This window comes from Xanthomonas sp. DAR 34887, assembly GCF_041245805.1.
Classification (GTDB): domain Bacteria; phylum Pseudomonadota; class Gammaproteobacteria; order Xanthomonadales; family Xanthomonadaceae; genus Xanthomonas_A; species Xanthomonas_A tesorieronis.
Genome location: NZ_CP162490.1, coordinates 1,106,472 through 1,127,817, shown reverse-complemented (window position 1 = coordinate 1,127,817; position 21,346 = coordinate 1,106,472). Strand labels below are relative to the sequence as shown.

Here is a 21,346-nt window from a genome sequence, read left to right as displayed (position 1 = left end):
TGATCCACTTTCCCCGGCAACGCCATGTCCCTGTTCCGCGCCCTGTTCGTGCTCGTCCTGCTGGCCCTCAGCGGCTGCGCCAGCGCCGGCGGCGAGTGGGTGGAACTGGCCGGGCACCGTTACCAGGTCGAGCTGGCCCAGGACGATGCGACCCGCGCGCGCGGGCTGATGTTCCGCGACCAGATGGACGCCGACCACGGCATGCTGTTCATCCACGACCGCGAGGAACCGCAGGCGTACTGGATGAAGAACACCAAGATCGCGCTGGACATCCTGTACTTCGACAGCCGGCGCAAGCTGGTGGCGCAGCAGCGCGACGTGCCGCCGTGCTCGGCCGGCAACGCCTGTCCGCCCTATCCCAGCAATGCGCCGGCACGCTACGTGCTGGAACTCAATGCCGGCCAGGCCGCGCAACTCAAGCTGCAGGACGGCGCCGAACTGCGCTTCGGCCCGGGCATTCCCACCGCCCGCTGAGCCGCGCCGGGGTCGGGAAACGCGCCGCCGCTGTGGCGCTGAACCCGACACCGCTGTCGGGAACCCCCGGACTTGATCGCGTCGCACTTTGCGGCCAGTCTTGGGCCATGGCCGATCGACTGACATTGCCGAGCTGGAATACCCTGGCCGCGCTGGACGACGATGCGCTGCCGCTGCTGGCCACCGCGCTGCTGATCGCCCGCGACGAGTATCCGGAACTGGATGCCGAGCACTACGACACGCTGGCGCAGAACCACGCCGAACACCTGCGCCACGAGGTGGCGATGATCGAGCCGTGGCCGCTGAAGATGGCCGCGATCAACCGCCACCTGTTCGAAGAACTCGGCTACAGCGGCAACCACGACGAGTACTACGACCCGCGCAACAGCTACATGAACCAGGTGTTCGAGCGCCGCCTGGGCAATCCGATCTCGCTGGCGCTGGTGCAGATGGAAGTGGCGCGGCGGCTGGACATCCCGCTCGACGGCGTGTCCTTCCCCGGGCACTTCCTGGTGCGCCTGCCGGTGGACGACGGCCTGCTGGTGATGGACCCGTTCAACGGCGGCCGCCCGCTGGCGGTGGAAGAACTGCGCGAACGCGCGCGTCCGCACCTGGGCGGGGAGACCCCGGACGACCGCGCGCTGCTGCAGATCCTGGATCCGGCGCCGCACCGCGCGATCCTGACCCGGGTGTTGCGCAACCTGCACGGCGTCTACGCCGAACGCGACGAATGGGACCGCGCCGCACGCAGCGCCGACCGCGTGCTCAAACTGATGCCCGACCAGCCCGAAGCCCTGCGCGACCGCGGCATGGCCTACCTGCAGATGGACTACGTGCCGGGCGCGCGCCGCGACCTGAGCCGCTACCTGCAACTGAATCCGGAAGCCAACGACGTGCTGCCGATCCGCGAACGCCTGGTGGAGCTTAGTGCGCGGGCGCAGCGGATGCATTGAGGCCGGGATTGGGGAGTCGGGATTGGGGATTCGCAAACGCGGCTTCAGCGCCTGACCCGTGATTCGCTGCGGCCTGCAGTGTGGGCTTTCAAATCCTGACTTGATTTATCGACAGGGCGCCTGGAGTGAAGCCACTCCTGCCGGAGCTCGGCAATTTGACGGCCTGCAGCAAGCCGCTTTTACGAATCCCAAATGCCGAATCCCCAATCCTGGCCTTCGATCAGTCCATCTCCACCATCTCGAAATCGTCCTTGGTCACGCCGCAGTCGGGGCAGGTCCAGGTGTCGGGCACGTCTTCCCAGCGCGTGCCGGGGGCGATGCCCTCTTCCGGCAGGCCGTCGATTTCCCGGTAGATGAAGCCGCAGACGACGCACATCCAGGCGCGGTAGGTGGTGGCAGTGGCATCGCTCATTGGATAATCGCGGGTCTGCTGGCGGAACGGAGGGGCATTGTCCCACCCTCGCCTGCGCACTGAAAGGCTTCTCCATGAAGGCATCACCGCCGCCCCGCGGCGTCTATCTGATCACCCCCGACGAGGCCGACGGCGAACGCCTGCTCGCGCGCGTGGCGCCGCTGCTCGGCCACGGTCCGACCTGGCTGCAGTACCGCAACAAGCGCGCCGACGCGGCGCAGCGCCTGGCCCAGGCGACGGCGCTGCAGGCGCTGTGCGCGCAGGCCGGGGTGCCGCTGATCGTCAACGACGACGTGGCCCTGGCGCAGGCGGTCGGCGCCGCCGGCGTGCATCTGGGCGAAGACGACGGCGACCTGGCCGCCGCGCGCGCAGCGCTCGGTGCCGATGCGCTGATCGGCGCCTCGTGCTACGACGACCTCGCACTGGCCCGTGCCGCCGTCACGGCGGGCGCCAGCTACGTCGCCTTCGGCGCGTTCTTCCCCACGCGCAGCAAGGTCACCACGCGCCGTGCCGACCCCGGCCTGCTGCGCGATGCCGCGGCGTTTGGCTTACCGCGGGTGGCGATCGGCGGGTTGACTCCCGACAACGGCCGCGCCGTGGTCGCCGCCGGCGCCGACCTGCTGGCGGTGATCAGCGGCGTGTTCGACGCCGAGGATCCGCGCGCGGCCCTGGCTGCGTACCGCGCCTGCTTCGACTGAGCTGCGGAGGCGGCGCGACTTGCGAATGCGCCGATGACGTAGCGATCTTGATGCGAAGCCTCGCGCGCCACCAAACGTCGCGAGTCGCTTCCGCGCCGTACCCTCACCCCAACCCCTCTCCCGAGGGGAGAGGGGCTTAAAGCCATCCCCGTTCAGAAGTCGTAGCTCAGCGTCACCCGGGCCGAGCGCGGCGCCTGGTAGGCCACCGCCTGGTTCCATAGCGGATTGACTTCGCCCGGGTTCAATTCGGAGAACGGATAGACGTTGGTCACCGTCTGCCGGTTGGTGACGTTGAACACGTCCAGGCTCAGCGCCAATTTGCCTTCGGCGAATTTCGGCTTGTAGGTCAGGCCGAGATCGAGCTGCGCCACCCAGCTCAGATTGCCGTGCGATCCTGGCGGCGACGCCTCGCCGGTGCCGGTGGCCGGGTTGTAGCAGAAGTGGTACGTGCCGCCGGTGATGCTGGGGTTGGCATAGCCGGCCGGATCGCGGTCGCCGGCGTCGTAGTTGCTGCCGTAGTAGTAGCCCAGGCACGGGCGTGGCGCGCCGGAAATCAGGCTCAGGTTGCCGGAAGCGCCCCATTCCTCGGTCAGCTGGTAGAAGCCGTACGCCTTGAGCTGGTGGCGGCGGTCGTTGGACTGGTTGCCGTTGAAGTGCTCCATCAGCGCTGCGTGATCCCAGCTCTGCGTGGTCGAGGTCGCCGCCTGGCCCTGGTAGCTGCCCAGCGCGCCGCCGGTGCGCCACAGGTCCGAACGCAGCTGGCCTTCGGTGGTGCCGTAGCTGTGCGACCATACGTAGCTGGCCTTGGCGTACCAGCGGCCGTCGAACGGGCGTTCCAGGTTGAATTCCAGCGCCGAATAGCGGCGCTTGAATTCGGGGTAGCCGCCCTGCTCGCGGGTCACGGTCAAAGCGTGCACCTGGCCGTCGGTGCCGATCACCCGGTATGTGTTGGTCTTGCCCGGATTGACCAGCGCCGCGCTGGCGTTCTTGGTCCAGTCGATGTCCACGCCTGCCGCGGCCGCCGCGGCCACTAGGCCCGCGTTGGAGTTGTCGAGGTTGGTGTCGTCGATGCCGTCGTTGAGCCGGCGGTGGGTGCCGCGCACGCCGAACACCCAGTCGTTCGGCAACACCGTGGTGAAACCGAGAATGACCTCGTCCTGGTTCTCGCCCTTGATGTCCTCGGCCACCGCGGTGCGCACGTCGGCGAGGCGGCCGAAGCGCGAATTGGCCGACACCGGCGGCGCCAGTTGGGTGGCCAGGATCGGCGTGCCGTCGGCGTTGATGCCGCTGTAGGTGTAGTAGGTGGTGGTGGACACCGCGGGGGTGAACAGGCCCGCCGGCGACAGCGGCAGACCGAGGTAGTAGCGGCCGATGTTGCCGTACACCTTCAGGCTGGAATCGCCCTTGACGTCCCAGCTGAAACCCAGCCGCGGCGCCCACTGGTTCTTCAGTTCGATGTAGGCCTGGCCGAACGGGGTGTAGTTGGTGAAGCTGTCGTTGCGCACGCCGAGCGAGAGCATCAGCTTTTCGGTGGCCTGCCAATGGTCCTCGACGTAATACGCGGTCTGCTTGGCGTCGTAGGAATACAGATTGGTGTCGATGTCCTGGGTGACGTAGTAGCCGGTGCTGCCGTAGGTGGGATCGGCCAGCCCCGGACTGGGCACGCCGACGCTGCCGTCCTCGGCCACCGAGCCGCTGACCAGCCCGCCGCTGTTCAAGCCGTACGGGTCCGGGGTGTAGCCGTAGGTCCAGGCATAGCCGGGGCCGGACTTGTACGAGCCGATGTTGATCGCTTCGCTCTTCTGGTTGTCGATGCCGACATCGATGCTGTGCGCGCCGAGCCGCCAGTTGAGATTCAGGCGCAGGTTGTCCTTCTTGTATTCGCGGTCCGGATCGGTGATCGACACCACCGTCTGCGCGTTGCCGATCGCGGTGCCGCCGGTATAGGCCGGATTCTGGTTGGCGACGCTGTTGAGGAACGGACCGTTGCCGGCGTCGTAGCCGATCGCGGTGAGCTTGTTGGGCAGGCTTTCCTTGCCGTACAGCGCGGTCAAGGTGAGGTTGTCGCCGAAATAGCCGGTGTATTTGCCTACGAACAGGGTCGGGCCGAACTCGTTCTTGCCTTCGCGGCCCTTGTAGCTGCCGACCTCGCGGTTGACGTAGTCGTAGCCGTAGATGTTGCCGTTGGTGCGCGCCTTGTCCTGCGCGCCGGTGAATTCGAGCAGGTGGTTGTCGCTGATCTGCCAGTCGATCTTGGCGTAGGCGCGGGTCTGCTTGTAGTCATAGCGGGTCCATGGCGAGCCGGAGATGCCGCCGGAGGTGACGCGCGCATCGGCGACGCGGGTACCGCTGGAATCGACCTGCTCCAGCGCCAGGAAGAAGAACAACCGGTCCTGCACCAGCGGGCCGCCGACATAGGCGCTGTAGGTGGTCTGGTCGGCCTTGGTCTCGCTCAGCGGCATGTAGTTGCCGGCGGTGTACTTGGCGTTGCTCGGATCCCAGTACACGCTGTCCTTGCGGAAATACAGATCGCTCTGGCGGGCGCTGAGACTGTCCGGCTGCCAGATCACCGCCGCGCCGAAATGCCATTCGTTGCTGCCGCGCTTGCCGACCTGGCTGATCACGCCGCCGTTGGAACGGCCGTATTGCGCGCCATAGCCGCCGGTGAAGATTTCCTGCTGGTCGATCGCGCCGTACGGCAGGGTCAGCCCGCCGAGGCTGCTGGCCGGATCGGTGGTGTTGAAGCCGTTGAGGTAATAGGCGTTCTCGCTCGCCGCCGAGCCGCCGAAGCTGGCCAGCGAACCGCCGAGCGGGCCGTTGTCGTAGCCGCCGCTGTTGGCGACCACGCCCGGCGCCAGCAAGGCGATGGCCTCGGCGCTGCGGCCCAGCGGCAGCACCGCCAGCTGCTCGGCGGTGATCACGGTGCGGCTGTCGACGCTGGCCACGTCGATCCTGGCCACGTTGCCGGCCACCACGTTCACCGCGTCCAGCGTCTGCGCCGAACCGCCGCCGAAGCCGACTTCGGTGCCGGCACCGACCACCAGGCTGATGTTCTCGCGCGTCTCCACCACCTGGCCGTCGCGCTTGAGCGTGACCGTGTAGGTGCCCAGCGGCAGGTTGCCCTGCGCGTAGCGGCCGCGTTCGTCCACCTTCACCTCGCGGCTGAAGCCGCTGGTGTTGGTGATCAGCACGCTGCTCTCGCCGGCGCCGGGCGGCACGCTGCCGACGATGCTGCCGGTGGTGGACTGCGCATAGCCATTGCCGGCGGCAAGCGCCAACGCGAGCGCCAAGGCGCTCCTGCGGATCGTACGGTGCATGCTCTCTCCCCGAAAATGAAATCGTTGGCAACCCAACGAAAAATGCAGGCGCGGCGCCAATGGCCGATGGCGCGCCCCGCGAACCCTGTGGCAGCTCCGCCCACCGCACGGCCGCTCGCCATCGGCGATCGGGCCGTGCGCCCCTGGACGTTCCGATACTAGGCAGCGGATCACACGGCGGAGCCGACCGCGGCGGGTAGGTGCGCCGCGAGCGGGTAGGTCCGCGGCCGAATCGCGGCGACATGGCACGTGCAGGCGCCAGCCGCGACAATAGTCGGCATCGCTCCGCGCCCGGCCAACCGGCCCAGCCAGCCCGCCAAGGATTTCCTCCCATGCACCATGCCCGCTCGCACGCCCTCTTCGCCCAGGCGCAATCGCTGATCCCCGGCGGCGTCAACTCGCCGGTCCGCGCCTTCAAGTCGGTGGGCGGCGAGCCGTTCTTCGTGCAGCGCGCCGACGGCCCCTACCTGTACGACGTGGACGGCAACCGCTACATCGACTACGTCGGCTCGTGGGGCCCGATGATCGCCGGGCACAATCACCCGGCAGTGCGCGAAGCGGTGCAGCGCGCGATCGGCGACGGCCTGTCGTTCGGTGCGCCGTGCCCGGCCGAGGTGACGATGGCCGAGACCATCACTCGGCTGGTGCCCTCGTGCGAAATGGTGCGCATGGTCAATTCCGGGACCGAAGCCACCCTGTCGGCGGTGCGCCTGGCGCGCGGCGCCACCGGGCGCAGCCGCATCGTCAAGTTCGAAGGCTGCTACCACGGCCACGGCGACTCGTTCCTGGTCAAGGCCGGCAGCGGCATGCTGACCCTGGGCGTGCCGACCTCGCCGGGCGTGCCGGCGGGCCTGAGCGAACTCACCGCCACGCTCAGCTACAACGACTTCGACGGCGCCACCGCGCTGTTCGACGAGATCGGCAGCGAGATCGCCGCGGTCATCATCGAGCCGGTGGTCGGCAACGCCAATTGCATCCCGCCGCGCGAAGGCTATCTGCAACACCTGCGCGCGCTGTGCACGCGGCACGGCGCGCTGCTGATCTTCGACGAGGTGATGACCGGCTTCCGCGTCGCGCTGGGCGGCGCGCAGGCGCACTACGGCGTGGTGCCGGACCTGACCACCTTCGGCAAGATCATCGGCGGCGGCATGCCGGTCGGCGCCTACGGCGGCCGCGCCGAGCTGATGCGGCAGATCGCCCCGTCCGGGCCGATCTACCAGGCTGGCACGCTCAGCGGCAATCCGGTGGCGATGGCCGCCGGCCTGGCGATGCTGGAGCTGGTGCAGGCGCCGGGCTTCCACCAGCGCCTGGAGGCGGCCACCGCGGCGCTGTGCGCGGGGCTGGAGCAAGCCGCGGCCGACGCCGGCGTGGCGGTGACCACCAACCGGGTGGGGGCGATGTTCGGGCTGTTCTTCACCACGCAGAAGGTGGAGACCTACGCCCAGGCCATCGCCTGCGACACCGCCGCGTTCAACCATTTCTTCCACGCCATGCTGGAGCGCGGCGTGTTCCTGGCGCCGTCGGCGTACGAAGCCGGCTTCCTGTCCAGCGCGCACGATCAAGGCGTGCTGGAGGCCACGCTGGCCGCGGCGCGCGAGGCATTTGACGTGGTCGCCGCCGGCTGAACGGAAACTGAGCACCCGGTCGCGACTTTGCTTTTGTCGCGGCCGTGTCATAAGTTCAACGTTCACGGCCAACGGACGGCATCAGGGCGGGGGCTCGTGGAATCGGCGCCGCACCCGAGCTTTCCGCGATCTGCGCGGTGAGCCGGCACGCGTCCGACTCCGTACCGTCACCCGAAGCGCCAGAGGGCGCGAGGGCGACCGCTGCAGACACTCATGGCGACATGCTCAAGCCTGTCACGCTGTTGAATCCGCGTTTGCCGCCGGCCGTGCACGACAGTTCCGCCATGCCCGACTGGGTGCTGGCCGACAAACTGGCGCCGCCGCGCTCGCGCGTGGCCGCGGTGCCGCGCGAGGCCCTGCTGCAGCACCTGGACCGCGCCGCCGAGCTGCCGCTGACCCTGTTGCTGGCGCCGCCCGGCTTCGGCAAGACCACCTTGCTCGGGCAATGGCACCAGCGCCTGCGCGAACGCGGCGAAGCCGCGGTGGCATGGCTGTCGCTGGACGAGGACGATGCCGACCCGGGGCGCTTCCTCGCCTACCTGGCGCTGGCCGCGCGCGGTGCCGGGATCGAACTCGGCGCGTCCTTGCAGGCCACGCTGCAGCAGCACGGCCAGGACCTGGAGGTGGCGTCCACGCTACCGGTGCTGATTCGCGCGATCCGTGCCGCGCCGCGGCGCCTGCTGGTGATCCTCGACGACTACGACCGCGGCCACGCCAGCGCGCTCGACGAGGTGGTGACGCGGCTGGTCGAACACGCCGGCGGCCAATTGCACCTGCTGCTGGCCACGCGCCGCGCGCCGGCGCTGCCGTTGGCGCGCTGGGCGCTGCAGGGCCAGCTGGAACGCATCGGCGCACGCGAACTGGCGCTGGACGAAGCCGAGACGCTGGCGCTGCTGGGACCGCAGGTGCCGGTGGCGATGGCCCGCCAGCTGCGCCGGCAGACCGAGGGCTGGGCGGTCGCGCTGCAACTGGCCGGGCTGTGGCTGGGCGGCGACGAACGCCGCCGCGACGATCTGGGCCGGTTCTCCGGACGCACCGCCGAGCTGGCGGCGTATCTGGCCGAACAGGTACTCAACGACCTGGATCCGGAGTTGCGCGCGTTGCTGCTGCAACTGTCGCCGCTGGAACGGTTCAACGCCGCGCTCGCCGATGCGGTGCGCGAGCGCGACGACAGCGGCCGCCTGCTGGAGCGGCTGGCGCACTTCCAGGGCCTGCTGGTGGCGCTGGACGGCGAACACGAATGGTTCCGCTTCCATCCGCTGTTCGCCGATTACCTGTACCAGCAGCTGGAACGCGACACGCCCGGACTGGCGCCGCAACTGCACCGGCGCGCCGCGCACTGGTTCGACGCGCACGGACAGTTGCCCGAAGCGGTGCGACATGCGGTGCGCGGCGGCGCGATCGACAGCGCCGCCGATTGCATCGCCCGCGCCGGCACCTGGCAGTTGCTGCTGCGTCACGGCACCGCGCCGATTCGCGCGCTGCTGCGCCGCTTCCCGCGCAGCAGCATCGGCGAGCGGCCGGCGCTGAATCTGACCCAGGCCTATCTGCACATGAAGCTGGGCGAGTTCGCGCACGCGCAGACCCTGCTGGAACGCTTCCGCGACTTCCCCGAACACGTGCGTGCGCCGTTCGAGCGCGACTACACGGTGGTGGTGGCCTTGCTGCGCGACCTGCTCGACCAGGTCTGCGCCAACCCGCGCGGCCTGGCGCAGATCGCCGCGCAGGCGGCGGCGTTGGACGAGGACGACGGCCTGGGCCGCGGCACGCTGTGGTGCATCTGCGCCACCACCGCCCTGGGCCGCGCCGATTTCGCCGGTGCCGAACGCTATGCGCAGCTTGCAGGCAGCGCGATGCAGGCCGGCGGCAGCGAGGTCGGTGCCAGCTATGCGCTGATCCACCTGGCGCAGAGCCACTATTACCGCGGCCACCTGGAGCGCGCCGAAGCCACCTGCCGCCAGGCGCTGGCCATCGCCCAGCGCCAGCAGCAGCTCGATCCCACCCTGCAGGCGGTCGGCCAGTGCCTGCTGGCACAGCTGCAATGCGAGCACGGCCGCTACGACGAGGCCGCAGACTGCCTGCAGCCGGCGCTGGGCTTCCTGGAACAGCACGACGGCTGGCTGGACATCTATGCCGCCGGCTACGAGACCGCGCTGGTGCTGGCGCGCCAGCACGACCGCAGCGGCCGCGCCGCGCTGGACCTGCTCGACCATATCGACCGCATCGCGCACGCGCGGCACCTGGGCCGGCTCGCCGACCTGGCGCTGGCGTGGCGGCTGCACGTACTGCTCGACCAACCGCCGTCGCCGGCGATCGACGTACTGGTCGCGCGCACCGGCGGCGAGGCGCGGTTCGCGCATGCGCTGGGCCAGCCGCAGGATTGGCGCTTTCTCGCCGCGCTCGGCTTCGCCCTGGCCCGCTGGCACCGCCTCGGCGGACGCACCCGCGCTGCGCTGGCGGTGCTGCAAGGCGTGGAGGCGGCCTGCATGGCCGCCGACAATCAGGTGCATCTGGCGCGGGTGCGCGCGCGCATGGCGCTGGTGCTGCACGACCGCGGCGAATCCGCCGCTGCCCTGCCCTATCTGCGCCACGCGCTGCAGCACGTGGCCAGCACCCAGGCCTGGCAATGCCTGCTGGAACTGGGCGTGCCGGGCAAGGCGCTGCTGCGCATGGCGCGCCAGCAGGATCCGCAGGCCGCGCCGAACACCACGCTGGCGATGACCATCCAGGCGCTTCTGGACAAGCTGCGCCACGACCAGGACAGCGGTGCCGAGCTGTTCAGCGAACGCGAACTGGAAGTGCTGGCGCTGCTGGCGCAGGGCGACGCGAACAAGCAGATCGCGCGACGCCTGGCGCTGTCGGAGAACACGGTCAAGTTCCACCTGAAGAACCTGTACCGCAAACTGGAAGCCGGCACCCGCGAAGCCGCGCTGGCCAGCGCGCTGCAACGCGGCCTGCTGCAGCGCATGGCGCCGCCGGATACGGGATTGGACTGAGATCTCGCGATCGCGAGAATCGTCGCGGGCCTGTAGGAGCGGCTTCAGCCGCGACAGGTCCTATCCGGAGGGTGCCTGTCGCGGCTGAAGCCGCTCCTACAGGGAGTCGGCGTTGCGCCAGGCCGAAGCCTGCGGCGCCATCGTGTTCGAAAGGCGTTGCAGCGCGCTGGCCGCAACCTGCAGCGCAACCGCGGCACGCCTCAGCCGAACACGAACTTGCCCTTCATCATCGCCCAGTGCCCGGGGAACGAGCAGAAGAAGGTGTAGTCGCCGCCCTTGCTCAACTTGGCGGTGGAGAACTTGATCGTGTCCGATTGCCCGGCGCCGATCACCTTGGTGTGCGCGATGATGCGCGCGTCGTTCTTCGGCAGGTAATTGTCGGCCAGGCTGGAACTGGTGCCGGCGTTGGCCACCGCCTGGAAGTCCGCGGTCTTGGCCAGCACCCAGTTGTGGCCCATCACCGCAGCGGCGAGCTTGCCGCTGTGCTTGAGCGTCAGCGCCACTTCGGTGCAGTCGGCGGCGACCTTGATCTGCTGCTGGTCGAAGGACATCTGGTCGGTGCCGGTGATGGTCACCGCACAGGTCTTGGCCCAGGCCGCCGGCGCGAACGCGAGCGCGGCGAGGACCAGCAAGAGGTGTAGCGACTTCGCTTTCAAGACGGACTCCTTGGCAATGGGGGCGGCACAACGACACGAACAACGCCTGCCTGCGCTGCGCGCAGCGGCGTCGCTGCGACTGTCTGCCTTTGCGCAAATGTTTGTCAACGACAAACGCTCGTGCACTGCAGCATCCCGGCGCAGGCACCTCCAATAATCCCCCCAAAAAACATGTCGATGCACTTGCGAGACGCCGACACGCCCAGCCCGCAGGCTTCGGCATCGAGACGTTCCAGATGCTATGGAGTGGCAACGGCGCATTGGCAATGGACCCGGTGGCGTTGCTGCCGCGTTCTTCATGGCCGCCGTGGCATCACGGCCACTTCGTCCTCCTCCTGTCGCGGCTGAAGCCGCTCCTACAAGAGCACGGCGCGCATGTGTAGGAGCGGCTTCAGCCGCGACAGAAAAAAGAAAACGCCATCGCCACGCGCAGCGTGCAGCTTCCGGAATGGAGTTATTAGAGGTGCCCACTAGGCGTTACGAAAGAATCCGTGCAACGGATCGTGCAGCGCCATCCTCGGCGGCGGCACCGGCAATGGCCCGCGCTTGCCGGCCACCACGTGCGCGAACGCGCGTTTGAACCGCGCCATCTCCGGCGCGGTGCCGATGGTGATGCGCGAGCGGTTCGGCCATAGCGCCCAGCTGCGGCCGACGAACACGCCGTACGTGGCCATCGCGTCCATGAACGCCTGCGCCGGGCGCTTCACGTCGAGCATGAAACAATTGCTTTCCGACGCCGTGCACGCATAACCCTGCGCGGCGAGCCAGCGCACCACGTCGTTGCGGATGGCGCTGTTGAGTGCGCGGCGCTGCGGCACCAGCGCCGGATCGCGCAGGCTGGCCAGGCCGGCGGCGACCGCGGTCACCGGCAGGCTGTTGACGCTGTAGAACTTCAGCTTGGCCAGCAGGTCCGGCCGCGCCACCGCATAGCCCAGGCGGATGCCGGCCATGCCGTAGAGCTTGGAGAAGGTCCGCAGCACGATCACGTCGTCGCCGGCGGCGACGCGATCGACCATGCTGCTGGCGCTGTCGGAAAAATGCAGATACGCCTCGTCGACCACCAGCACGCAGCCCTTGGGCTTGTGCGCCAGCGCGTAGTCCAGGTCCTTGCGCGCGGTCACCGAACCGGTGGGATTGTTCGGGTTGCAGATGTAGAGCACTCCGGCATTGGCATCGGCGGCGCACATCGCCTGCACATCGTGCGCGTCGTCCTTGCGCAGCGGCACCTTGATCACCTTGGCGCCGTTGCGCGCAGCGGCGCGCCAGCCGGACTCGAAGGTGGGATCGGCGGTGACCAGCGACGCGCCGGGCGAGGTGAACGCCAGCATGGTGTAGTCCAGCGGCTCGGTGGAACCGGCGTAGGCCATCAGGTGATCGACACCCACGCCGAGCTGGCCGGCAAGGGTCCGCAGCAACTCCATCTGCAGTTCGCCCAGGTAACGGCCGCCGCTGGAGGCGATCGCCGCGATCGCCCGCTGCGCGGCCGGCGACGGGCCATCGGGATATTCGTTGGCGTTGATCAGCACCGGCGCCAGTTCGGCATCGGCCGCCTGCGTTGCGCCGGATGCAGCCTGCGCCAGCCATGGCGCGCCGAAGCCGGCCGCGGCGACCAGCGCCGAGTCCTTGAGGAAAGTGCGGCGCGAACGCGACGGCTGCTGCATGACGGACTCCTTGGAAACGGGGCGAAGAACCTACGGACGCACGGCGACCACTTCGATCTCGATGCGGTACAGCGGATTGCCCAGCGCGGCGATCTGGAACGCCGAGCGCGACGGCAGGTTGGGCTGCACGGGCGTGCCGAAGAATTGCCGGTAACCCTCCATGAAACCGGCGAAATCCATCTTTCCGCCCAGCGCCGGATCGCCGACCAGGAACGCCTGCATCTTGACCACGTCGCCCATGCCCAGGCCCATGCCTTTCAGCTGCGCCTCGATCTGCGACAGCACGCTGACGGTCTGCGCCTTGGTGTCGCCATAAGCGGCCGGCGAATCCTTCGGCGCGCTGGCATCGATCGGCCGCGGCACCGCGCCGCTGAGATAGACCGTGGTCTTGCCGGCCGGAATCTCCACCGCCGCGGAAATCGGAAAGTCGCTGTTGGGAATCTTGTGGCGCACGACCTCGGCGGCGCCGGCCAGGGCGGGCAGCCACAGCGCGGCGCACAGGCCGGCACGGAGCGAGCGGGAAACGAACGAACGGCGCATGCGGAACTCCTCGCGGTCGAAAAGGGGAATGAAACGGAACCTGCTCAGTGCCGCAGCGTGCGTACCTCGGCGGCGCTGAGCTTGCCGGGATAATCGTTGCCGAACTGGCTGCGCACGTAGTGCACCACCTCGACGACCTGCTGGTCGTTGAGCATGCCGGCAAAGCCGGGCATGCCACCGCGGCCGTCGAGCACCATCATCGCCACGTACGGCGCCGCGGCCACCTTGGGGTTGCCGGCCAGCGCCGGATACTCGCCGCCGCCGCGCGCGCCCTGCCCGCCGGGCATGTGACAGCTCTGGCAGATCGCCGCGTACACGGTGGCGCCGGAGGCGGTGGAGAACGTGGCCTGCGGATACAGCGGGGTGGCATCGGAACTCTGCGCCGCGGCCGGGCCGATCGCCGGCGGCAGCATCAGCGCGAACACGCCGGCGGCAGCTGCCGCAGCGAGCAACCAGTGACGATCGGGCTTCATGCGCGGGCTCCAGTGACGACGCGGCGATGCAGGCGCTCGATCGCATCCAGCGCCGAGGTGATGGCCCCTTCCTGCCAGGCCGGAATGTACGAGGCGTGTTCGCCGGCGAGCGCGATGCGGCCATCGATCTGGCACAGGTTTTCGTAATGCTCGGCGCGCGCGGCGTCGCTCCACATGCCGAAGCAGCCATGGGTGAACGGCACCCGGTGCCAGCCCACGGCGATGCCGTTGTCGAATTCGCGTGGGTACTGCGGATGCAGCTGCGTGCCGTACTCCACCGCCTTGGCCACGCGCTGCTGCGGCGTCATCGAGGTGAACTCGAACGCCTCCAGACCCCACACGTAGGCGCCGAGCAGCACGCCCTTGCCGGCGCTCTGGAAGCCGGTGCTGGGATAGCTGATCAGGGTGATCGGCAGGTCGGTGTAGCTGATGCCGCCGTAGATCGCCTCGTCCTCTTCCCAGAAGCGGCGCTTGAACTGCAGCCCCACCTTCACCGACGCCGCGTACGGCACCTGGCCGATCGCCGCCGCCATCTTCTCGCCCACCGCGAGCGGGATGCGGCTGAGGATGGACAGCGGAATCGTGCACACGCACCAATCGGCTTTCGCCAGCTGTTCGCTGCCGCTGCCGTCCTGGTAGGCGACGCTGACCCCGTGCGCGTCCTGGTCGATGCGGGTGACCCGGGCGTTGTAGCGGATCGCATCGCCGAGCTGGCGCGCGAACGCCTTGCCGATCTGGTCCATGCCGCCGACCGGCTGGAACATCGCGGTCTGCATCTCGTAGTTGTTGCCCGCCGCCAGCGTGGCCCACAGCCGCGAGCGCAGGATGTCCTGGGTGCTGAACGGTTCGGAGAATTGCGGCTTGCCGGACAGGCCGCCGCCGGGATATTTGGCGAAGCCGCGACGCTCGCTGCTCTCGCGGCCTTTGACGTAGCCGAAGTCCTTGTCCAGCGCGCCCCAGTTGCGCAGCGACTCGAGCAGGATCTCCTGGTCCTCGCGCTGCACCTGCGCGTCCAGCGCGCCCTGCCGGGTGCTCTTGGCCAGCAGTTCGGCCACATGGCCTTTGTAGTCGGCGTCGATGTCGCGGAAGCGCTGCGGCTTGCCGCCGAAGCCCTCGCGGCTGTGCAGCAGCGCGTTGAAGTTGACCTGCACGAACGGTTCCAGCGCCACCCCGAACTGCTCGCAGTAGGACAGCACCGCCTTGTGGTGGTGCGGGATGCGCCACGGACCGGGATTGAGGTACATGCCCTCGTCGAAGCCGCAGTGCTGTTCGAAGCCGCCCAGCTCGGTGTAGCGGTCGCCGCCGCGCAGCGTCCAGTTGCGGCCGCCGGGGCGCGCATTGTACTCGAGCACCTGCACCCGATAGCCGGCCTTGCGCAGTTCGTAGGCGGCGGTCAGCCCGGCCAGGCCGGCGCCGAGCACCAGCACCGAGGCGCCCTTGGCGTCGCCGTCCAGCCGCGGCACGCCGTTGAAACGGGATTCGGCCGCCATGCCCAGACTGTGCATCGCCTGGTACATCATCGCGCCGCCGCCGGCCAGGCCGATCCTGGCGAGCAATTGGCGGCGGGTCATGCCGCCCTTGGTTGTTGCTTGCATCGTCGACATCGCCTCACGGATTGCGGATCGACCATAGCCGCCGCGGCGGTGGTGCAGGCTGCGCGCGGCGGGTAGGTCGCGATGGAGTGGGTAGGCCGCGGATGGGGCGGCGTTGTGTGAGTGGCGTCTGCTGGCGGCCGTACCCTCGCCCCAACCCCTCTCCCGAGGGGAGAGGGGCTAGCGGCTGTTCCCTTCTCCCACCGGGAGAAGGTGCCCCGCAGGGGCGGACGAGGGTACGGGCGCAGCCTCATGCACCCAAACTCCACGAGTCGCTTTCGCGCCGGACCCTCACCCCAACCCTCTCCCGGTGGGAGAGGGGCTAGTCGGCTGTTCCCTTCTCCCTGCGGGAGAAGATGCCCCGCAGGGGCGGATGAGGGTACGGGCGCAGCCTCGTGCACCCAACCTCCACGAGTCGCTTCGCGCCGGACCCTCACCCCAACCCCTCTCTCGGGGGGAGAGGGGCTAGTCGGCTGTTCCTTCTCCCTGCGGGAGAAGGTGCCCCGCAGGGGCGGATGAGGGTACGGGCGAAGCCTCGTGCACCCAACTCCGCGAGCCGCTTCACGCCGGACCCTCACCCCAACCCCTCTCCCGGTGGGAGAGGGGCTCAGGCGCGGGCACCCGCTCAGAAGCGGTAGGTCAGCTTGGCGTAGTAGCGCGCGCCGAAGTAGCCGACCGGGCTGCCGGTCAGATACGGCGAGTTGTAGTAGCTGAGGTAGTTCTTCTCGAGGTACTCGTAGGCCGCCGACGGGATCTTGTCGGGATACTTGTTGAACACGTTGTCGCCGCCGACGCTGACGGTCAGCTGTTCGGTGGGCCGGAACGTCAGTTCGACGTTGGTCAGCGCCATCGTGCCGATCTTCTGCTTGTAGTACGGCGCGCCGTTGACGTCGACCACGTCGAGCTGGCTCAGCACGCTGTCGGGAAAGATGTCGCCGTTCCACTCGTCGTACGGCGCCACCAGTTGGTACTGCGGCCCGTACACCGCCTCGGTCACGCGAAGGCTGAACTTGCCGACGTTGAACGTGGCGCCCAGGTTGACCCGGTATTTGGGCGCGTTGTTCTCCAGGTTGATCAGCGTCGCCGCGCTGTACATGGTGGCGCCGCCGAGCACCTCCGGCGCCGGCTTGGCGCTGAGCACCTCGGTCTTGTTGTAGTTGGCCGCCAGCATCCAGTCGATCGAGCCCCAGTCGAACTCGGTGATGTAGTTGGTCACCCAGTCCACGCCGCTGCTGCGGGTCTTCAAAGCGTTGTTGAAGATCGCCACCGAGATGTTCTGCCGCGCGGTGGCGTCGAGCGAGCCGCCCGGCGCCGCCGGATCGATACCGCCGAGGTAGCCGAAGTCGACCAGCGCCTGGCCCAGCGCGGCGTTGTAGGCGGCGTCGGGCGTGCCGTCGCCGTTGGTGTCGCCCGGCTGCCCGGCCTTGGAATACTCGAAGGTGCCCACGCCGATGCGGTCGGAAATGGTAATGCGGTAGAAATCCAGCGTGCTGTCGAAGTTTTGCATCGGCCGGAACACGAAGCCCAGGCTGTAGTTGGTGCTGGTCTCCGGCTTCAGGTTGCCGAAGCCCAGCGCCGCCGCGGCCGCGCTGTTGGGTTGCAGGGTCGGGGTGGCGCTGGTCGGGCCGACCTGCACCGCCGAGTAGTAGCCTTCCTGCAGCGTCGGCGCGCGGAAGCCCGTGCTGGCGGTGCCGCGCACCGCGAAGGTGTCGGTGAGGTCGAAGCGCGTGGTCAGCTTGCCGACCACCTTGCTGCCGAAGTCGCTGTAGTTCTCGTAGCGACCGGCCACGTCCAGCAGCCACTTTTCGGTCGGGTTGAACACCACGTCGGCGTAGGCGGCGTAGCTGTGGCGGCTGTACGAGCCGGTGTTGAACAGCGGGTTGTAGCCGGGGAACGAGGACGCGCCGGCGCCGTAGTACGAGGTCGGATCGCCCGGATCGATGCCGTACTGGTCGCGGCGGTATTCGACCCCGGCGTTGAAGGTCAGCGGCTGCGACAGGCCGACGTCGAAATCGTGCGTGGCGTTGAGGTTGGTGGTCCACTGGCTGGCCCAGAAGCTGCCGTCGTAGAAGTCCTCAGGCGAGTAGCCGTCGTCCTGCCACAGGCTGAAGTTCATCGAGTTCAGCGTGTACACGTCCATCTCGTTCTTGCCGTAGCTGCTGGAGAAATCCCAGGACCAGTCGGCCAGCACGCCCTTCAACCCGGCGGTGAGTTCGTAGTCGATCTCGTCCGACGCTTCGGACGGATTGAAGCCCAGCGGATATTTGTGGCTGACCGCGCCGGTCACCGGGTCGACGTAGCCGCCGTCCTGGCTGGGACGGCGGTAGTTTTCCTCCGACTCCGCGGTCTTCTTGCCGTAGCTGCCGAACGCGTAGAACTCCAGGGTGTCGCTGAGCACCGCCCCCGAATTGAAGAACAGCGCCTTGCGATGGACTTCCGGCGGATTGAGCCAGGCGTTGACGTTGGGGAAGCGGCCGTTGAGGGTCATGCCTTCGACGTCGTCGGCCAGGAACTCGGCCATGCTCGGATTGACCGCCGAGCAGTCGGCGTAGTTGGCCACGCAGTCGGCGTAGCTGTAGGAACCGAGCCGGTATACGGTCTTGCGGTTCTCGACCTCGGCGCTGAGGCTGAAATACGCCGCGTCGCTGCCGAAACCGATGTTGGCGCCCCACGAATCGGTGCCGCCGCCACCATCCTTGTAGCCGGCGTAACCGGCGTCCACTTCGCCGCCGTCGTGGTTTTTCTTGAGGATGACGTTGATGACGCCGGCGATCGCGTCCGACCCGTACAGCGCCGCGGCGCCATCGGTCAGCACTTCGACGTGATCGATCGCCGCGGCCGGAATGAACGACAGATCGGCCGAGGCCGCGCCGGTGGTGGTGTTGACGTTGGAGGTAATGTGGCGACGCTTGCCGTTGACCAGCACCAGCGTGTGGTTGGGCGACAGGTTGCGCAGGCTGGCGGTGAGCGTCTGGCTCGCCATGTCGTTGCCGGTCTGGTTGGCGTTGTACGACGGCACCTGGTTGGCGATGGCGTTGATCAGGTCCGGCGCGGCCGACTGCTTGAGCATTTCCGCACTCACCAGCTGGATCGGTGCCGGGCTGTCGGTCACCGCCATGTTGGCCTTGCGCGTGCCGGTCGAGATGACCGTGATCGCGTCCAGCGTCTTGGCGTCGCCACCCGGCTCTTCCGCCAACGCCGGCAGCGCCTGTGCGCCGGCCAGCAACAGCGTCAGCTTGGCCAGTCCGTGGCCATGCCGTGCATTGCTCAATCCCCTGCATACCGATTCCGCCAGACGATCGGCGTTCAAACGCTTGCTCATGTTCAAGACCCCCGAGATGGCATGGATGTGGCGTGGATGCGCACCGGCTCCCCGGCCGGCGGCGCCGCGATCGCGGCGTGCAGGGACCATAGCCAGCGCACGGCGCCGGGCGACCGCATCCGACGGGTAGGTGCGCAGCGAGCGGGTGGGCGGGGACCGGCAGGCATCCCGGCGCGGGTAGTGGCGCTCAGCGCCGAGGGCAGTGGGTTACTCTCGGCCACCGACACTTCGGAGCCGACCATGTTCCTGCAACGCCGTTGCGTGCAGCGCCAGCCGCGGTGGGCGCGTTGATCCAGCCACGCCCGAAACTGCTGCTGCTCGACTTCGACGGCGTGCTGGCGGCCTACTCGCGGACGGCACGCATCGCGCACCTGGCCGCTCACTGCAGCTGCGAACCGGCGCGGGTGTGCGAAGTCCTGTTCGCCTCCGGACTGGAAACCGCCTACGACGGCGGCGACATCGCCACCGCCGCCTATCTGCACCGGCTAGGCGCAGGTCTGGGCGCGCAGGTGGACGAAGCCGACTGGATCGCCGCGCGCGTGGCCGGCAGCCGTGGCGACCCCGGCGTGATCGAACGCGTCCTGGCGCTGGCCGACGGGATCGACATCGGCGTACTGACCAACAACGGCGCACTGATGGCGCAAGCGATCCCGCAGATCGTGCCGACGCTATTTCCGCTGCTACGCGGACGCGTGCTGTGCAGCGGCGCACTCGGCGGCCGCAAACCGCAGGCCGAGGTCTACCGCCGCGCGCTCGTCCATTTCGGCGTCGCCCCGCGGCACGCCCTGTTCATCGACGACCTGTTCGTCAATGTCCGCGGCGCCCGCGCGATCGGCCTACCCGCCGAAACCGCCAGCGGCACCCGCGCCCTGCGCCGCGCCTTGGCACGCCACGGCCTGGCCTGACTAACGCGAGTACAGCCAGCAGATCGCCATTAGCTTCGAGCAGTCGCCTGTGGCATTCCGGCGCCACCTCGAAGCTCGACCTTCAGCCGAACGCGGTGCACCAGCTGTTGCCGTAGCTCAGATGTTGATCTTGGCTTTTTGGGGTCCCCATAGAGCGCGGCGAGGGGGGCAGGTAAACCCCGCAGGGGCGCCACGCAGGATGCGTGGCGTTTCCGCTGGCACATGGATGTGTCATCGGAAAATTCCTGTCCCCCTCGCGCACCCGGAGCGCAGCGAAGGGCGCGCGTCTGGGGTGTGCTTTCTTTTGGTTACTTTTCTTTGCACAAGCAAAGAAAAGTGACTCGCGCAACGCGCGAAAGCTTTGCTACTGCTCTTGCCGTTGCCGTTGCCGTTGCCACACAACTAGACGACCAACACTACCAATCGACTCAACGCTTCCCGACATACTCCTGCAATGCCGCCCGCAACCGCTTCAACCCCTCAGCCATTTCCTGATCGGTGATATTCAACGAAGGCACGAACCGCAACACATCCGGCCCAGCCTGCAACGTCAACAACCCCTGCGCAGCGGCATGATCGAGAATCGCCCCAGCCTGCCCCGCATGCGCCTGATTCAACACCGCGCCCAGCATCAAGCCACGCCCACGCACCTGCGAAAACAGCGCGAACTCCTCGTTGAGCGCTGCCAGCCCCTGCCGCAACGCCGCCGCCTGCCGCGACACATTCGCCGCGACCGGCGCAGACGCCAGCTTGCGCAGCGCGACGCGCGCCACCGCCGCAGCCAGCGGATTGCCGCCGAACGTACTGCCATGCGCACCGAACTGCATCGTCTCGGCGACCTTCGGCCCGGCCAGCAGCGCGCCGATCGGAAAACCGCCGCCCAGCGCCTTGGCCAGCGTCACGATGTCCGGCGTCACCTCGTCCTGCCAGTGCGCGAACAGCGTGCCGGTGCGGCCCATGCCGCACTGGATCTCGTCCAGCAGCAGCAACGCGCCATGGTGATCGCACAGCGCGCGCACCTTTGCCAGGAAGCCCGGCGCGGCCGGCATCACCCCGCCCTCGCCCTGCACCGGCTCGAGCATCACCGCGGCCACGTCGCCGGCGGCCATCGCCGTTTCCAGCTGCACGATGTCGTTGAAGTCCACATAACGAAAACCGCCGGGCAGGGGCTCGTAGCCCTCCTGGTACTTCGGCTGCGCGGTGGCGGTGACCGCGGCCAGGGTGCGGCCGTGGAAACTGCCGCGGAAGGTGACGATGACCCGCCGGTCCGGCGCACGGCCCTGGCTGGCGGCCCACTTGCGCACCAGCTTGATCGCCGCCTCGTTGGCCTCGCTGCCGGAATTGCACAGGAACACCCGCTGCGCGAAGCGCGATGCGGCGACCAGTTCCTCGGCCAGGCGCAGCGGCGGCTCGCTGTAGAACACGTTGCTGGTGTGCCACAGCTTGCCGGCCTGCTCTAGCAGCGCCGCCGTCAGGTCCGGATCGTTGTGGCCGAGCCCGCACACCGCGATGCCCGCGGACAGGTCGATGTAGTCGCGGCCTTCGCTGTCCCACACCTTGGCGCCCTGGCCGCGCTCCAGCACCAGCTGGCGCGGGCGATAGATCGGCAGGTAGTAGTGCTGGCCGAGGGCGAGCAGATCCGCGGCGGAGGAAGCGGTCATCGAAGGGATTCCTGGGGGAAAGCGCACGAGTATAAGACTGCCGGCACGACCGCCGCGCGCG

General features: G+C 68.4%; 15 protein-coding genes. 6 read left to right on the top strand and 9 right to left on the bottom strand.

Annotated features, from left to right (window positions below; genetic code table 11):
- Nucleotides 1–24: 24 nt before the first annotated feature.
- Together AB3X08_RS04800 and AB3X08_RS04795 are read left to right on the top strand one after the other, a co-directional pair.
- Nucleotides 25–474 carry a DUF192 domain-containing protein gene (locus tag AB3X08_RS04800; RefSeq protein ID WP_369936610.1) on the top strand — a complete coding sequence of 150 codons (450 nt, stop codon included), beginning with the start codon at nucleotides 25–27 and terminating at the stop codon, nucleotides 472–474.
- 38 nt (nucleotides 475–512) lie between these two features.
- Nucleotides 513–1,427 carry a SirB1 family protein gene (locus AB3X08_RS04795; protein ID WP_369938424.1) on the top strand — a complete coding sequence of 305 codons (915 nt, stop codon included), beginning with the start codon at nucleotides 513–515 and terminating at the stop codon, nucleotides 1,425–1,427.
- A 220-nt stretch (nucleotides 1,428–1,647) separates the two neighbouring features.
- Here AB3X08_RS04795 and AB3X08_RS04790 read toward each other — a convergent pair whose 3' ends face one another.
- The gene (locus AB3X08_RS04790; protein WP_369936609.1) at nucleotides 1,648–1,923 is read right to left on the bottom strand and encodes a rubredoxin; all 276 of its coding nucleotides are present in this window, start codon (nucleotides 1,921–1,923) and stop codon (nucleotides 1,648–1,650) included.
- On the opposite strand from AB3X08_RS04790, the gene thiE reads away from it, so the two are divergent.
- Complete coding sequence (gene thiE, locus AB3X08_RS04785) at nucleotides 1,914–2,537, top strand: thiamine phosphate synthase (RefSeq protein WP_369936607.1); 624 nt, start codon at nucleotides 1,914–1,916, stop codon at nucleotides 2,535–2,537. The genes AB3X08_RS04790 and thiE overlap by 10 nt on opposite strands.
- A 152-nt stretch (nucleotides 2,538–2,689) precedes the next feature.
- Here the strand turns inward: thiE and AB3X08_RS04780 are convergent, their stop codons facing one another.
- Entirely contained in the window at nucleotides 2,690–5,854 is a 3,165-nt protein-coding gene (locus AB3X08_RS04780) for a TonB-dependent receptor (protein WP_369936605.1), read from the bottom strand.
- Between the two features lie 332 nt (nucleotides 5,855–6,186).
- Between AB3X08_RS04780 and hemL the strand changes: the two genes are divergently transcribed.
- The gene (gene hemL, locus AB3X08_RS04775) at nucleotides 6,187–7,479 is read left to right on the top strand and encodes a glutamate-1-semialdehyde 2,1-aminomutase (protein ID WP_369936604.1); all 1,293 of its coding nucleotides are present in this window, start codon (nucleotides 6,187–6,189) and stop codon (nucleotides 7,477–7,479) included.
- 221 nt (nucleotides 7,480–7,700) lie between these two features.
- Entirely contained in the window at nucleotides 7,701–10,475 is a 2,775-nt protein-coding gene (locus AB3X08_RS04770; protein WP_369936602.1) for a LuxR C-terminal-related transcriptional regulator, read from the top strand.
- Nucleotides 10,476–10,675: 200 nt separating this feature from the next.
- On the opposite strand, the gene azu is transcribed toward AB3X08_RS04770, so the two are convergent.
- The 6 genes from azu to AB3X08_RS04740 all read right to left on the bottom strand — a co-directional run bounded on the left by azu (nucleotide 10,676) and on the right by AB3X08_RS04740 (nucleotide 18,719).
- Nucleotides 10,676–11,026, bottom strand: a complete 351-nt coding sequence (gene azu, locus AB3X08_RS04765; RefSeq protein ID WP_369938423.1) for an azurin — start codon at nucleotides 11,024–11,026, stop codon at nucleotides 10,676–10,678.
- 575 nt (nucleotides 11,027–11,601) lie between these two features.
- A complete protein-coding gene (locus AB3X08_RS04760; protein ID WP_369936600.1) occupies nucleotides 11,602–12,792 on the bottom strand; it encodes a pyridoxal phosphate-dependent aminotransferase in 1,191 nt (396 codons plus the stop codon).
- A 30-nt stretch (nucleotides 12,793–12,822) separates the two neighbouring features.
- The gene (locus tag AB3X08_RS04755; RefSeq protein ID WP_369936599.1) at nucleotides 12,823–13,332 is read right to left on the bottom strand and encodes a RidA family protein; all 510 of its coding nucleotides are present in this window, start codon (nucleotides 13,330–13,332) and stop codon (nucleotides 12,823–12,825) included.
- 44 nt (nucleotides 13,333–13,376) lie between these two features.
- Nucleotides 13,377–13,805, bottom strand: a complete 429-nt coding sequence (locus tag AB3X08_RS04750) for a c-type cytochrome (RefSeq protein ID WP_369936597.1) — start codon at nucleotides 13,803–13,805, stop codon at nucleotides 13,377–13,379.
- Nucleotides 13,802–15,376 carry an NAD(P)/FAD-dependent oxidoreductase gene (locus tag AB3X08_RS04745; protein ID WP_369938422.1) on the bottom strand — a complete coding sequence of 525 codons (1,575 nt, stop codon included), beginning with the start codon at nucleotides 15,374–15,376 and terminating at the stop codon, nucleotides 13,802–13,804. The genes AB3X08_RS04750 and AB3X08_RS04745 overlap by 4 nt, the downstream gene beginning before the upstream one ends.
- A 646-nt stretch (nucleotides 15,377–16,022) precedes the next feature.
- Nucleotides 16,023–18,719 (bottom strand): TonB-dependent receptor plug domain-containing protein, encoded by a 2,697-nt coding sequence (locus tag AB3X08_RS04740; RefSeq protein ID WP_369936595.1) that lies wholly within the window; start codon nucleotides 18,717–18,719, stop codon nucleotides 16,023–16,025.
- Between the two features lie 287 nt (nucleotides 18,720–19,006).
- On the opposite strand from AB3X08_RS04740, the gene AB3X08_RS04735 reads away from it, so the two are divergent.
- Nucleotides 19,007–19,624 (top strand): HAD-IA family hydrolase, encoded by a 618-nt coding sequence (locus AB3X08_RS04735; protein WP_369936593.1) that lies wholly within the window; start codon nucleotides 19,007–19,009, stop codon nucleotides 19,622–19,624.
- 428 nt (nucleotides 19,625–20,052) lie between these two features.
- Here the strand turns inward: AB3X08_RS04735 and AB3X08_RS04730 are convergent, their stop codons facing one another.
- Nucleotides 20,053–21,285: an acetylornithine transaminase gene (locus AB3X08_RS04730; protein ID WP_369936591.1), complete on the bottom strand. Its 1,233-nt coding sequence runs from the start codon at nucleotides 21,283–21,285 to the stop codon at nucleotides 20,053–20,055.
- Nucleotides 21,286–21,346 lie beyond the last annotated feature (61 nt).